General features: G+C 45.9%; 13 protein-coding genes. All 13 read left to right on the top strand.

Annotated elements, in window-relative coordinates; translation table 11 throughout:
• Positions 1-656: 656 nt before the first annotated feature.
• Positions 657-1,787: a flagellin gene (locus tag AB4623_RS22445; RefSeq protein ID WP_017066381.1), complete on the top strand. Its 1,131-nt coding sequence runs from the start codon at positions 657-659 to the stop codon at positions 1,785-1,787.
• Positions 1,788-1,868: 81 nt separating this feature from the next.
• Complete coding sequence (gene flaG / locus AB4623_RS22440) at positions 1,869-2,294, top strand: flagellar protein FlaG (protein ID WP_017066380.1); 426 nt, start codon at positions 1,869-1,871, stop codon at positions 2,292-2,294.
• Positions 2,295-2,316: 22 nt separating this feature from the next.
• A complete protein-coding gene (gene fliD, locus AB4623_RS22435) occupies positions 2,317-4,344 on the top strand; it encodes a flagellar filament capping protein FliD (protein ID WP_017066379.1) in 2,028 nt (675 codons plus the stop codon).
• Between the two features lie 3 nt (positions 4,345-4,347).
• Complete coding sequence (locus AB4623_RS22430) at positions 4,348-4,653, top strand: flagellar protein FliT (protein ID WP_017060688.1); 306 nt, start codon at positions 4,348-4,350, stop codon at positions 4,651-4,653.
• A 12-nt stretch (positions 4,654-4,665) separates the two neighbouring features.
• A complete protein-coding gene (gene fliS / locus AB4623_RS22425; protein ID WP_372147405.1) occupies positions 4,666-5,076 on the top strand; it encodes a flagellar export chaperone FliS in 411 nt (136 codons plus the stop codon).
• A gap of 228 nt (positions 5,077-5,304) precedes the next feature.
• Positions 5,305-6,771, top strand: coding sequence for a sigma-54 dependent transcriptional regulator (locus AB4623_RS22420; protein WP_017064122.1), 1,467 nt, complete (start codon positions 5,305-5,307; stop codon positions 6,769-6,771).
• A 184-nt stretch (positions 6,772-6,955) separates the two neighbouring features.
• Entirely contained in the window at positions 6,956-7,996 is a 1,041-nt protein-coding gene (locus tag AB4623_RS22415; RefSeq protein WP_017060686.1) for a PAS domain-containing sensor histidine kinase, read from the top strand.
• 33 nt (positions 7,997-8,029) lie between these two features.
• Positions 8,030-9,439 (top strand): sigma-54 dependent transcriptional regulator, encoded by a 1,410-nt coding sequence (locus AB4623_RS22410; protein ID WP_017064121.1) that lies wholly within the window; start codon positions 8,030-8,032, stop codon positions 9,437-9,439.
• 132 nt (positions 9,440-9,571) lie between these two features.
• Positions 9,572-9,883, top strand: a complete 312-nt coding sequence (gene fliE / locus AB4623_RS22405) for a flagellar hook-basal body complex protein FliE (protein ID WP_017060684.1) — start codon at positions 9,572-9,574, stop codon at positions 9,881-9,883.
• A gap of 16 nt (positions 9,884-9,899) precedes the next feature.
• A complete protein-coding gene (fliF, locus tag AB4623_RS22400) occupies positions 9,900-11,642 on the top strand; it encodes a flagellar basal-body MS-ring/collar protein FliF (RefSeq protein WP_372147404.1) in 1,743 nt (580 codons plus the stop codon).
• Positions 11,635-12,696: a flagellar motor switch protein FliG gene (gene fliG, locus AB4623_RS22395; RefSeq protein WP_017060682.1), complete on the top strand. Its 1,062-nt coding sequence runs from the start codon at positions 11,635-11,637 to the stop codon at positions 12,694-12,696. Before fliF ends, fliG begins: the two co-directional genes overlap by 8 nt.
• A 125-nt stretch (positions 12,697-12,821) precedes the next feature.
• The gene (gene fliH / locus AB4623_RS22390) at positions 12,822-13,622 is read left to right on the top strand and encodes a flagellar assembly protein FliH (RefSeq protein ID WP_372147403.1); all 801 of its coding nucleotides are present in this window, start codon (positions 12,822-12,824) and stop codon (positions 13,620-13,622) included.
• A partial coding sequence (locus tag AB4623_RS22385; protein ID WP_372147402.1) for a FliI/YscN family ATPase occupies positions 13,622-14,649 on the top strand: 1,028 nt, incomplete at its 3' end. The genes fliH and AB4623_RS22385, both read left to right, overlap by 1 nt.

The following is a 14,649-nucleotide window of genomic DNA, read 5'->3' as shown; positions in this document are numbered from 1 at the left end:
AAGCTTCAAGCTCGATTCTTGCTCAAGCGAAGCAAGCACCGAACTCGGCACTTAGCCTACTAGGTTAATCGATTAAAAAGCCACGTTGACTATAAGCGTCAACGTTAGGCTTCCACAAATTAGCTCGTGGTGAGAGATGAGCGCTAAACAGACCCAGCTTCGGCTGGGTTTTTTATTGCCTGCAATTTGGAGAAGGGGGGAGTTTTGGTGTTGGTCGTTGATTGGAAAGCGAGATTCCCTATCACGCTCGCTCCTCACTGTAGGGAGTGACGGGAATTGGGAAATGATGGTTTCCTCGCTTACTACATCGAAGCAGTCTTTCGTCACCCCAGAATCGAGTAGAACGAGATATCAGGGATCTCTTCTGACTTTATATTCAACACTACGCTCATTAACTTAAATAATGGGGCAACTTTAGCGAATGTCGCCCTATTAATTGAAGCCCGATCACACTTTCCTTTGTTGTTGAAAAGAATATGAAAAAAAGCGCATTTTTTATTAAAGCTTCTAATTAAGGCGCCGTTAAAGGGATTGAGAGAAATGATATGTACCAATGTAAGGTGAGAGAGACACTGGTGCATAAACAAAATTGACATGTATTAGTGTGAGGTGAGAGTCACATAAGTACATTAAAAAATGCCTAAAGGAGATCAACTATGGCGATTAATGTAAGCACAAATGTGTCTGCAATGACGGCTCAGCGCTACCTAAATAGCGCGGCTGAAGGTACTCAAAAATCAATGGAGCGTTTGTCTTCTGGCTATAAAATCAATAGCGCAAAAGATGATGCTGCAGGCCTACAAATCTCTAACCGCTTAACGTCGCAAAGTCGTGGCCTAGATATGGCTGTGAAAAACGCGAATGACGGTATCTCTATTGCACAGACAGCTGAAGGTGCAATGAATGAGTCAACCAACATTCTGCAACGTATGCGTGACCTTTCTCTTCAATCTTCAAACGGTTCGAACAGCAAATCTGAACGTGTTGCGATCCAAGAAGAAGTCTCTGCTCTAAACACAGAACTTAACCGTATCGCTGAAACGACCTCTTTTGGTGGTAACAAGCTTCTGAACGGTACTTACGGCAGCCAATCTTTCCAAATCGGTGCTGACTCAGGTGAAGCAGTAATGCTATCTATGAGCAACATGCGTACAGACACTCAAGACATGGGTGGTAAGAGCTACGGCGTTACAGAAGGCAAAGATGCTTCTTGGCGTGTAGGTGCGGGTGCTGATTTAACAATCAAATACAACGATAAGTTTGGTGAAGCGCAAGAGCTATCTATCTCTGCTAAAGAAGGCAACGATATCGAAGAGCTAGCAACTTACATCAATGGTCAAAGCCAAGACGTTAAAGCGTCTGTGGGTGAAGGCGGTAAACTGCAACTTTTCGCTTCAAGCCAAAAAGTTGAAGGTGATGTTGAGTTTGGCGGCAGCCTTGCGGGCGAACTAGGTATCGGTGCTGGTAAAGACGTTACCGTTAACGATATCGACGTAACTTCTGTTGCAGGTGCAAACGAAGCAGTATCTATCATTGATGGTGCTCTAAAATCTGTTGATAGCCAACGTGCTTCTCTAGGTGCTTTCCAAAACCGTTTTGACCATGCAATCAGCAACTTAGACAACATCAACGAAAACGTTAATGCGTCTAAGAGCCGTATCAAAGATACCGATTACGCGAAAGAAACAACAGCTATGACGAAGTCTCAAATCCTACAACAGGCGAGTACTTCTATCCTAGCTCAAGCAAAACAGTCACCATCAGCAGCTCTAAGCTTATTGGGCTAAACTTACCTCGGTAAGTAGCGGTAAACTCTACTCTGGGTAGAGTTTTACTGTTTGGCTCATAAAGGAGGGAGGGAGAGTGTTATGGAAATATCATCCAACGCATCGAACATCCAGCCTTATGGCTCACCTAATGGCATTAAAATTGCAAGCGATGAAGGTAGTAGTGCGTCGAGTCTTTCGCGACTAAAAGAAGCAACATCTTATGACAAGGTAGAGAAATCGAAAGAGGAAGCTACCGAAGCGGCGATTCAATTAGCTCAACATAGACAAGAGTTAAATGATGAAGAGCGAGTCAAAATGGTGGAGAAGGTAAACGAGTTTATCTCCTCTCTCAATAAAGGTGTGGCTTTTAAGGTCGATGAAGAATCTGGGAGAGATGTGGTGACCATTTATGAGACCACAACCGGTGATATTATTCGCCAGATCCCTGATGAAGAAATGCTTGAAATTCTAAGACGCCTAGCAGCCCAAAACTCGAATAGTCGAATATTTGAGGTGAAGGTTTAAGTCGTATTATTGAGGTGATTTAATGAGTTTTGGCCCAATGGGGATTTCGTCTGGCATGGATATCAATTCCATGGTCAGCAAAATTGTTGATTCGGAGCGTGTACCTAAACAGCAACGAATCGACAATGAACGAACGCGAATCGATACCAGCATTAGTGCCTATGGAAGACTCAGAGAATCCCTTGATTCGATGAAAAACCTGATGACAAACTTTCGTCAGGAAAAAGCTTTTGCTGTGCGAACAGTGGAAAGTACCGATGAAGCGCTTGTCTCTGCAACCGCGACTACCGAAGCGATCGCTGGCAAATATGCCATCGATGTGTTGCAGCTTGCCCAAAGCCATAAAGTGGCTTCTGATGTACTGTCAGAGGACATGAAATTTGGCCCAGGTAAGCTGCAGGTTTCGCTTGGTGATGACAGCTTTGACGTGCAAGTTGGCGACAGATCGAGACTTATCGAAGTTGTTCGTGGTATCAACGGTGCAGATAGCAACCCAGGCGTTCGTGCATCTATTATCAACGATGTCGAAGGTCCAAGACTTATTATTGCCTCGAACCAGTCTGGTTCAGATCAGCAGATCAGCATTAATGTTGAGTCAGATGCTGCCAATCCCTTAAAAAAACTCGAATACAAAACGCTTGAAGAACGTGTTAAAGCGCTAGAGAAAGCGCGCGTTGCTGCTCAAGATATTCTAGCTCTAACCCCTGCAGGAAAAGCCGTTGAACTCATCGATGAAGTGATCGCTAGCGATGACCCAAATGCGAATGAAACACTCGATAAAGATGGCAATATCATCCCAGCAGCCCAAACCGATTCTACTTCAGATGTTGACGGAGACTCTAAAAGTCTCAGCTACGGTGAGCAAGCAGCCGCCGACGGCCAAGCCGCCCTAGACGCAGCTCAAGCGGCAAAGTCTGTGATGCCTGAAGATAATATCCCTGGCTGGACTGAAACCGCGTCAGGTACGCTTTTAGATTCTTACTACACACCAGAACTTGAGCTTGATGAAAAAGCGATAGAGAAGGCACCCGATGTGCCGGGGTGGTCAAATGCTGCCTCAGGTACTCTGACCGATTCATACGTGACACCGAAAGAAGCCCAACAAAAGCTTGAGGCTGAGCAAGCGCGTATCGAAGAGAAGATTTCACAAGAAAAAGCGGAGTTGGCTGAGAAAGTTCAAAAAGGCGAACTCACCGCAGAGCAAGCCAAGAAAATTGAGCGTGCCAAATTAGAACCCGAAGAGCGCGAGCTCTTAGAGAAGGTCGATAAAGCGCAAGCAGATCTTGAACAAGCACAGCAATCTTTTGATACCTATAGTGGAATGACTGAAGTTCAGGCTGGCCAAGATTCTATGGTTGTCCTAGATGGTGTTGCTCAACTCTCTAGTAATAACAATGTGATTGAAGATGCCATTGAAGGTATTGATATTACGGTGAAAGGAAAAACGCCAAAAGATAAGCCGCCGGCAGAAATTGGTGTGGAGTACGACCGTAACAGTGTTCGCCAAGATATCGAATCCTTTGTGAGCTCTTATAACCAGTTCTATCAAGTGTCGAAAGACCTCGCGGGTGTTGATCCAACGACTGGTCAAAAAGGCCCGCTCTCTGGTGACAGTACAGTGCGTAACGCCGACTCCCGATTGAAAGGGGTGTTCTCATCAAGTATCGAAGGTGCGCCAGACAATCTAAAGTCTTTGACTGAATTCGGTATCACCACCACAAGACAAGGCTCGCTAGAAATCAACTACGATATGCTTGACCGTCAACTCAACAATAACTTTGATAAGTTGGGTGAGTTCTTTGGTGGCAACAACGGTTTCGCCAAAAAAGTGGAAGATGCGATTCAAGGTATCACAGGTATCACGGGTTCAATCCGTACTAGAGAAAAGAGCTTGGTCGAGCAAAACTACCGTTTGGTTGATGACCAAAGCGCGCTCGACCGCCGCATGGACAGCCTAGAGAGCCGTACCCACTCTAAGTTCACAGCCATGCAAGATGCGACCAGTAAGATGCAATCTCAGCTGGGCAGTATGATGAATGCGTTGGGCTAATAGATGAATAGCCAGCTACAAGAGCTTTGTGAACTCGATCAACTAATTATCTCTAAACTGGAATTTAGTGAAATTAATGCTGAAGAAATAACGCAGCTTGTCGATAACAGAGAACAGTTATTGCAAAACGTGCTTCAAATAATCGACTCACATCCCGACGTTAAGCAAAGTTCTGAATGGTTTGAAGCCATTACCAGAACCAGAAAATTAGTCGAATTGATGCAGTCTGAGACGAGTCGAGTAGGTAAGACCCTACATAAATACCGTCACGGCGCTAAATCAGTTCAACAATACAAAAAGTTTTTATAGAAGAGGTTTACTATGCGCGGTTCTTTACAGGCATATAAAAAGGTATCAGTGGATAGTCAGCTAACGGCTGCCTCACCGCATAAGATTGTACAAATGCTAATGGCCGGTGCTATCGAGCGTTTGATTCAAGGCAAAGCGGCAATGCAAGCAGGCAACATCCCAGTGAAAGGTGAGCGACTTGGTAAGGCTCTAGATATCATTATTAGCCTACGTAGTTGCCTATCTATGGACGATGGTGGCGATATTGCGAAAAACCTAGATCAACTTTATGAGTTCATGATCACGCAAATTTCTGCGGCAAATCACAAAAATGACCCACAGCCTATTGATGATGTTATCGATATTATTCGCGAAATTAAGAGCGCTTGGGACCAAATTCCGAACGAATATCACAACTTGACGTCCGATGACGTAGGTATTTAAAGAAAAATTGCAGTTTTAACCAATCTCATATCCCTTAATTGGTTGGTTGCCTTATTTTTTTAATCAAATAAAATAGAAGCCATTAGATAGCCTAATGGCTTTTTTCGTTGCTGATTTCCTAAATTTGTCCACGTAGACCATAATCATTGATACATCTCACTGTTTTATAGACTACGTTGCTCACCGTTTTTCCGCATCGCACCAAAATAAAGGCAATAATTCCTACTTATGCAAGGTTTGGCAAAACTGCTTGTCGTCGACGATAACGCTCAAGATCGTCACAATTTAAGCACAATATTAGAGTTTGTAGGAGAGAGCTGCGAAGTAATCAGCTCTGAACAAGCACGTAAAGTTGACTGGTCACTACAGTGGGCCGGCTGCATTATTGGTACCATTAAAGGTAAAGGCTTCAACGCATTACTGAATGAGAAGCTTGTTCACGCCAATCACATCCCTTTACTGGTGATTGGCAAAAACAATCACCCGGTTGACGAGTTGACTAACTATGTTGGTGAGCTTGAACTTCCTCTTAACTACCCGCAATTAAGTGATGCATTAAGACACTGTAAAGACTTCTTAGGCCGCAAAGGTGTTCAAGTTGTGTCTTCGGCACGCAAGAACACCCTGTTTCGCAGCCTAGTAGGACAAAGTGCTGGCATTCAAGAAGTACGTCACTTAATTGAACAAGTCTCTTCTACGGAAGCGAACGTGCTGATTCTTGGTGAATCTGGTACAGGCAAAGAAGTCGTAGCGCGTAACATTCACTATCACTCTAAACGTCGTTCAGGGCCTTTTGTTCCTGTAAACTGTGGCGCGATTCCACCTGATTTGCTTGAAAGTGAACTGTTTGGTCATGAGAAGGGCGCATTTACTGGGGCGATTACCGCACGTAAAGGCCGTTTTGAATTGGCTGAAGGTGGCACACTGTTTCTTGATGAAATTGGCGATATGCCGATGGCGATGCAAGTTAAGCTGCTACGAGTACTGCAAGAGCGATGCTTTGAGCGTGTAGGTGGCAATAGCACCATACAAGCTGATGTTAGAGTGATTGCGGCAACCCACCGCAACCTTGAAGATATGATCGACGATGATTCGTTCCGTGAAGATCTTTACTACCGCTTAAATGTATTCCCGATTGAAATGCCGGCGCTTCAAGATCGTAAAGAAGATATTCCACTGTTGCTTCAAGAGCTGATGACTCGAATGGAAGCGGAAGGCAGCATGCCTATCTGTTTCACGGCTCGTGCTATCAACTCTTTGATGGAGCATTACTGGCCAGGTAACGTTCGTGAACTAGCGAACCTGGTTGAACGAATGGTTATCTTGTATCCAAACAGCTTGGTTGATGTGAATCACCTGCCAACTAAATATCGATACAGCGATATCCCTGAGTTCCAGCCAGAGTTTAATAGCTTTGGATCTGAAGAGGAGCAAGAGCGTGATGCACTTGCTGACTTATTCTCAGAAGATTTCAGTTTTGATCAGCAAGATGATATTGCCGACAATGCTAATGCGCCTCAAGAGTTACCGCCAGAAGGGGTTAACTTGAAAGAGCTACTCGCGGATATGGAAGTGAATATGATCAATCAAGCGTTGGAAGCGCAGGGCGGCATTGTTGCTCGTGCTGCTGACATGCTTGGAATGCGTAGAACCACTCTGGTTGAAAAAATGCGTAAATATAACTTGCAGCGATAGTGTCCAGTTTTCGATGAAAACGAAAAACTAGCACACACTTTTTAGCTATTTGGTAACTCTAGCTAAGTGAACAGATAAACCATAGTCGAGTTGTTGCTTGCTTAACTATGTGATAAATATAGCAAATAGCCTGACTCGTGTTGTACGTCTCAGGCTGTTTTAGTATTTGAGGCAAATTTTTGACATGCGCGTATCTAACGAACCAGAAAATCAATCACACCTAGATTCTGTTGAACAGCAGGTTGAGCGCTATAAGCAAGTACTCGACGTGATGCCAGCAGGGGTTATCTTGTTAGATACACACGGCGAAGTGAGAGAAGCGAACCCTGAAGCGCATCGTATTCTTGGTGTTGAGTTGGTTGGCGAGAAGTGGTTTTCAGTGATTCAAAGTGCCTTTGACCCAAAAGACGATGACGGTCATGAGATCTCATTGAAGAACGGGCGAAAAGTGCGTTTGGCGATTTCAGCCTCTACCACGGGTCAGCTGATTTTGATTACCGATCTGACCGAGACCCGACTATTGCAGTCTCGCGTGAGTGATCTTCAGCGTTTGTCTTCATTAGGTAGAATGGTGGCCTCGCTTGCCCATCAAGTGCGAACGCCGCTTTCAAGTGCGATGCTGTATGCATCAAACCTTGCCGCGCCAAATCTGCCGCCGGCAACAAAAACGCGTTTTCAATCTAAGCTTATGGATAGATTGCATGACTTAGAGAAGCAAGTGAACGACATGCTGTTGTTTGCCAAAGGTGGTGACAACAAAGTCGTTAAGCCATTTACTGTGGCTGAATTGATCACTGAATTTCACCCTATGGTGGAAGCGGCATTGAAAACTAACCAGATTGATTATTGCCAAGAAGTTGAGGGCGAACAGACTCAAATGTTCGGCAACGCCAATGCTATCGCCTCAGCGTTAAGCAACCTAGTGTTGAACGCGGTTCAAATTGCGGGTAAGGAATCGCAGATCGATGTGTTTTTTAGGCCCGTAAATGGCGAGCTTAAGATATCAGTGCAAGACAGTGGCCCCGGCGTACCGAAAGAGCTTCAAGGTAAAATAATGGAACCCTTCTTTACCACTCGTTCACAAGGTACAGGTCTAGGCTTAGCGGTTGTACAAATGGTATGTCGAGCACATGAAGGCCGACTGGAATTGATATCAGAAGAAGGCGACGGCGCATGCTTTACCATGTGTCTACCGCTTGAAAGAAGTGCTTCTTCTGAAGACTAATAAGTTTTAACTGAATTTACACTGGAGAATCCTATGGCTCAAAGCAAAGTGTTAATCGTCGAAGATGATGAAGGTCTACGCGAAGCCCTTGTCGACACACTCGCGCTTGCTGGCTATGAATGGCTGGAAGCGGATTGTGCGGAAGATGCTCTGGTCAAATTAAAATCGAACTCCGTTGATATTGTCGTATCTGACGTGCAGATGGCGGGCATGGGTGGCTTGGCACTATTGAGAAACATTAAGCAGCATTGGCCAAATTTGCCGGTATTGCTAATGACAGCGTACGCCAACATCGAAGATGCCGTTGCTGCAATGAAAGAGGGCGCTATCGACTATATGGCAAAGCCATTTGCGCCAGAAGTGCTGCTCAACATGGTCAGCCGTTATGCGCCTGTAAAGTCGGATGACAACGGCGACGCTATCGTTGCTGATGAAAAAAGTATCAAGCTAATGATGCTGGCTGATAAAGTTGCGAAAACTGATGCCAACGTCATGGTGTTGGGCCCGAGTGGTTCTGGTAAAGAGGTGATGTCTCGCTACATTCACAATGCTTCTAGCCGAAAAGATGGCCCGTTTGTCGCGATTAACTGCGCGGCGATCCCAGACAACATGTTAGAAGCGACCCTGTTTGGTTATGAAAAAGGCGCATTTACTGGCGCTATTCAAGCTTGCCCGGGGAAATTCGAGCAAGCGCAGGGCGGTACAATTCTGTTGGATGAGATCAGTGAAATGGATCTTAGCCTACAAGCCAAACTACTGCGTGTTTTGCAAGAGCGCGAAGTTGAGCGATTAGGTAGTCGTAAGAGCATCAAATTGGATGTTCGTGTATTAGCGACCAGTAACCGAGACCTTAAACAGTATGTTTCTGAAGGGAATTTCCGTGAGGATTTATACTATCGTTTGAATGTATTCCCAATTTCTTGGCCACCACTGTGTGAGCGAAAAGGTGATATTGAGCCTTTAGCTAAGCACTTAGTTGAGCGTCATTGCACCAAACTTGGTATGCCTGTACCGGTTATGTCAGCGCAAGCGATCAGTAAACTCGTCAATTATCCGTGGCCGGGCAATGTTCGCGAATTAGACAATGTGGTACAGCGTGCGTTAATATTGAGCGAACAAGAGAACATCTCTGGTGAGCACATTCTTCTTGAAGGTGTCGATTGGCAAGACGCAAGCAGCCTACAACAAATCGTTGAAGGCACTGACGTAGCTGCGCCAGAAATCAAGCCGATTGCCGAAGCAAACCCAATCAATAAAATCGCGGCTAGCAGCGAAGGGTTAGGTAATGAGCTTAGAGATCAAGAGTATGCGATCATTCTTGAAACCCTGATTGCATGTAATGGTCGACGCAAAGATATGGCTGAAAAACTGGGTATTAGCCCTCGTACACTGCGTTACAAGTTGGCTAAAATGCGCGATGCTGGAATAGATATCCCAAACTGAGGATAGATTAGTAGTGTCAGCTTTCTGACTAGTGTAATACGATATCTAGTCAATTTAATGTGTGGCACGCTAATTGCTCTGTCAATAATATAGCTAAATAGATAGTCATAATTTTGACTCCTGAGGTAGTAGATGAGAATAGATGGTTTACAAGGCGAAATGCAGGCGATGATGGTCGAAGCTGCCAGCGCGCGTCCCGCAGCAACGGGGCAAGCGGTCGGTGCAGATTTTGGCAACATGCTGACTAATGCCATCAATAATGTGAACTCATTACAAAAGACCTCAGGTGATCTTCAAGCTCGTTTTGATAGTGGCGACCAAAGCGTATCCCTATCGGACGTGATGATTGCTCGTAATAAATCTAGTGTGGCTTTTGAGGCGACGATCCAAATTAGAAATAAATTGGTCGAATCGTACAAAGAGCTGATGAATATGCCGGTATAAGTTGGGTAGTTAAATAGTGGCAGATAATAGTCAAACAACAGATTTAACCGTAAGCGATAGCAACGACCATGCACTTATTGCAGGCTCTGAGCTAGACGGAGAAGGGCAAAATCCCGATCTAGGTGAACGCAGTTCATCGAAGTTCGATATGGCTGTCGGTGATCTTGATTTACTTCGTCAGGTCGTCTTAGTCCTTTCTATCTCTATCTGTGTAGCGCTGATTGTGATGCTGTTTTTCTGGGTAAAAGAGCCAGAAATGCGTCCATTAGGGGCTTACGAAATAGAAGAATTGATCCCCGTTCTTGATTACTTAGATCTGCAAAAGATCGATTACACGCTTGAAGGCAATACCATCTCAGTACCGGCGAGTGAGTACAACTCATTAAAGCTTAATATGGTACGAGCGGGTTTGAATCAAGAGCGAAACGCGGGTGATGACATCCTCATGCAAGACATGGGTTTTGGTGTATCACAACGTTTAGAACAAGAACGCCTTAAATTAAGCCGCGAAAGACAACTTGCCAAAGCCATTGAGCAGATGAAACAGGTGCGTAAAGCTCAGGTTTTATTGGCCCTGCCGAAGCAGAGTGTTTTTGTACGTCATAATCAAGAAGCCTCTGCTTCTGTATTCCTAACTCTAAAAACAGGTACTAACCTCAAGCAGCAAGAAGTTGATTCTGTTGTGGATATGGTGGCAAGTGCCGTTCCGGGAATGAAAACCTCACGTATTACGGTGACCGATCAGCATGGCCGATTGTTGAGCTCAGGCTCTCAAGACCCTATGTCAGCGGCGCGTCGTAAAGAACACGAGTTAGAGCGCAATCAAGAACAAGCGCTGCGTGAAAAAATTGACTCCATCCTGATTCCTATTCTTGGGTTTGGTAACTACACCGCTCAGGTTGATATCCAGCTCGATTTCAGTGCTGTGGAGCAAACCAGAAAACGTTTTGATCCGAATACACCGGCGACTCGAAGTGAATACACCTTAGAAGATTACAACAATGGAAATACGGTGGCGGGTATTCCGGGTGCGTTGAGTAACCAGCCTCCAGCGGATGCCTCAATTCCACAAGATGTGGCTCAGATGAAAGACGGCGCGATGACAGGTCAAGGCTCTGTTCACAAAGAAGCGACTCGAAACTTTGAGCTAGACACCACCATCAGTCATGAACGTAAACAGAGCGGCACGGTTAATCGTCAGACGGTTTCTGTTGCGATCAAAGACCGCCAATCCTTGAACCCAGATACGGGTGAAGTGGTTCATACGCCAATCCCGGCGAGCGAAATCAATGCGATTCGCCAAGTACTGATTGGTACGGTGGGCTTTGATGAAACTCGTGGTGATTTGCTCAACGTATTAAGCATGCAGTTTGCACCTCAAGTAACAGATGTTGTTGCTGATGTGCCAATCTGGGAGCATCCAAACTTCAATGATTGGGTTCGTTGGTTTGCAAGTGCCTTGGTTATCATTGTGGTGGTGTTGGTACTTGTTCGCCCTGCAATGAAGAAACTGCTTAACCCAGCAGCAGACAACGATGAACAGATGTACGGACCTGATGGCATGCCAATTGGTGCCGACGGCGAAACCAGCTTAATTGGTGGTGATATTGAAGGTGGTGAGCTGTTTGAATTTGGTTCAAGTATCGACTTACCAAACCTTCATAAAGACGAGGACGTGCTGAAAGCAGTACGTGCACTTGTAGCGAATGAACCAGAGCTAGCAGCTCAAGTAGTTAAGAATTGGATGGTAGATGGCTAACGAAATAGTTCCACAACAAACTGAAGGCGGTGAAGTGCTTGATGTCTCTAGCGTGGATATCGGCTCTATCTCAGGCGATGAGCGCGCTGCGATCTTGTTGCTCAGTTTAAATGAAGAAGATGCTGCTGGTATTATTCGTCACCTAGAGCCAAAGCAGGTTCAGCGTGTGGGTAGTGCGATGGCGCGAGCTACAGACCTATCCCAAGAGAAAGTAGGCGCTGTGCACCGTGCTTTCTTAGATGATATTCAGAAGTACACCAACATTGGTATGGGCAGCGAAGACTTCATGCGTAATGCGTTAGTTGCTGCTCTGGGTGAAGACAAGGCGAATAACCTTGTTGACCAAATCCTTCTCGGCACAGGTTCGAAAGGTTTGGATTCGCTTAAGTGGATGGATCCTCGTCAGGTGGCGAGCATTATCATCAACGAGCACCCTCAAATTCAAACTATTGTGTTGTCGTACCTCGATGCCGATCAATCGGCTGAGATCCTGTCTCAGTTCCCAGAGCGAGTTCGTCTGGATCTGATGATGCGTATTGCCAACCTTGAAGAAGTTCAACCTTCGGCGCTTGCTGAACTGAATGAAATCATGGAGAAACAGTTCGCGGGTCAAGCGGGTGCTCAAGCTGCCAAAATTGGTGGCCTGAAAGCCGCGGCTGAGATCATGAACTACATGGATAACAACGTGGAAGGCGTCTTGATGGATCAAATCCGTGACCAAGACGAAGACATGGCAACACAGATTCAAGATCTGATGTTTGTCTTTGAAAACCTTATTGAAGTTGATGACCAAGGTGTTCAACGACTACTACGTGATGTTCCACAAGATATTCTACAGAAAGCACTTAAAGGTGCCGATGAAGGTTTACGTGAGAAGATCTTCAAGAACATGTCTAAACGTGCTGCCGATATGATGAGAGACGATATTGAGGCGATGCCGCCAGTCAAAGTCTCTGATGTTGAAGCGGCTCAGAAAGAGATTTTGGGTATTGCGAGGAAGATGGCAGACAGTGGCGAGATTATGCTGTCTGGTGGCGCCGACGAGTTCCTTTAATACAGAAACCTCAAAAGCCCCACACTGTTGGGGCTTTTCTTTATCCAATCTCGAACCACAGATTAACTCAGTTTAACTGCTTGAATTCACAATACAGTTAAGCTCACTCATAGATAGGTACTGATATGTCAGGTGATAGAAAACGCGGCTTCCTTCGCCCTGAAGAAGATAATACGGTTGCCCAACCTCAGAAATGGGGGCTGCCTGACTACACCTCTGACGTGAGCAGACAAGCCAAAGAAACCGCCTTTAACTACGACCCTAGTTGGATGCCGACGGTTGAAGAAGCCATTGAAGATGAAGAGCTGGTTCTGACTGAAGAGCAAATCGAACTGATCAAACAAGGCGCTTATCAGGAAGGTCTGCATCAAGGTCAAGAAGCGGGCTTTAAGCAAGGTTATGAAAAAGGTAAAGAAGAAGGTTTTGCCGCAGGTCACGAAGAAGGCAACGAAGCCGGCAAGCTTGAAGGCGTAACCGCGGGTCAAGAATACATTCAACAACAAGTGGCCGTCTTCATGGGGCTGGCAAACCAGTTTGCTCAACCGTTAGAGCTGATGAACGCTCAGGTGGAGAAGCAATTGGTCGATATGGTACTTACCATGGTCAAAGAAGTGGTTCATGTTGAAGTACAAACCAATCCACAAATCATATTAGATACCGTTAAAGAGTCGGTAGAGTCGTTGCCGATCTCTGGTCATGCCATCACATTGAAGCTTAACCCAGAAGATGTCGCGATCATTCGCTCTGCGTATGGCGAAACTGAATTGGACTGTCGTAATTGGACACTGGTAGCAGAGCCAGCACTCAACCGTGGTGACGTGCAAATCGAAGCAGGTGAGTCGAGCGTTAACTACCGCATGGAAGATCGCGTAAAGAACGTCATTCAAAACTTCTGCGGCGCAAACCGTCACCAGGGTCATGAGTAATGCTTGAGTTAGCGAACCGTCTCAGTCAGTACAAAGTCGAAGGGTTAAAATCACGACCGATTGCCTCAGGTAAGTTAGTACGCGTTGTTGGCTTAACGCTTGAAGCGACCGGCTGTAAAGCGCCAATCGGAAGTTTGTGTTTAGTCGAAACTATGTCTGGTCAGATGGAAGCCGAAGTCGTCGGTTTCTCTGGCGATAACCTCTTTTTGATGCCGAGTGAGCAAATCACCGGGATCTTACCTGGCGCTCGCGTCACGCCAATGACTACCGAAAGTGGTATCCCTGTTGGAATGGAACTGCTCGGTCGAGTGATCGACGGCGTAGGTAATCCACTCGACGGTTTAGGTCCAATCTATACAGAGCAACGCGCTTCATTTAATGCGGAGCCAATCAACCCGTTAGCTCGTAAACCGATTTCTGAACCACTCGATGTCGGCTTGAAAGCCATTAATGGTTTGCTAACCGTGGGTAAAGGGCAACGTATCGGTCTGTTTGCTGGCTCTGGTGTCGGTAAATCCGTAACTCTGGGTATGATGACTCGAGGCACAACTGCGCAAGTAGTGGTCGTAGGCCTAATCGGTGAGCGTGGACGAGAAGTTAAAGAATTTATTGAAGAGATTCTTGGTGAAGATGGCCGTAAGCGTTCGGTTGTTGTTGCCGCTCCTGCCGACTCATCACCATTGATGCGCTTAAAAGGCTGTCAAACCGCGTTGGCTGTCGCCGAGTACTTCCGCGACCAAGGCTTAGATGTTCTGCTACTCATGGATTCATTGACCCGCTTTGCTCAGGCTCAGCGTGAAATTGCTCTGTCTGTGGGTGAGCCGCCAGCAACCAAAGGTTATCCGCCATCAGTCTTCGCTAAGCTTCCTGCGCTGGTGGAACGAGCAGGTAACGGCAATGATGAACAAGGTTCTATCACGGCTTTCTTTACCGTGTTAACCGAAGGCGATGACTTACAAGATCCGATTGCGGATGCGTCGCGAGCAATTCTCGATGGTCACGTTGTGTTATCTCGTGAGATGGCCGA

Origin of the sequence: Vibrio sp. 10N.222.52.C12 (assembly GCF_041474215.1) — a bacterium.
GTDB lineage: Bacteria > Pseudomonadota > Gammaproteobacteria > Enterobacterales > Vibrionaceae > Vibrio > Vibrio crassostreae_C.
The sequence above is the reverse complement of the archived record's forward strand: the minus strand, read 5'-3'. Positions and strand labels throughout refer to the sequence as shown.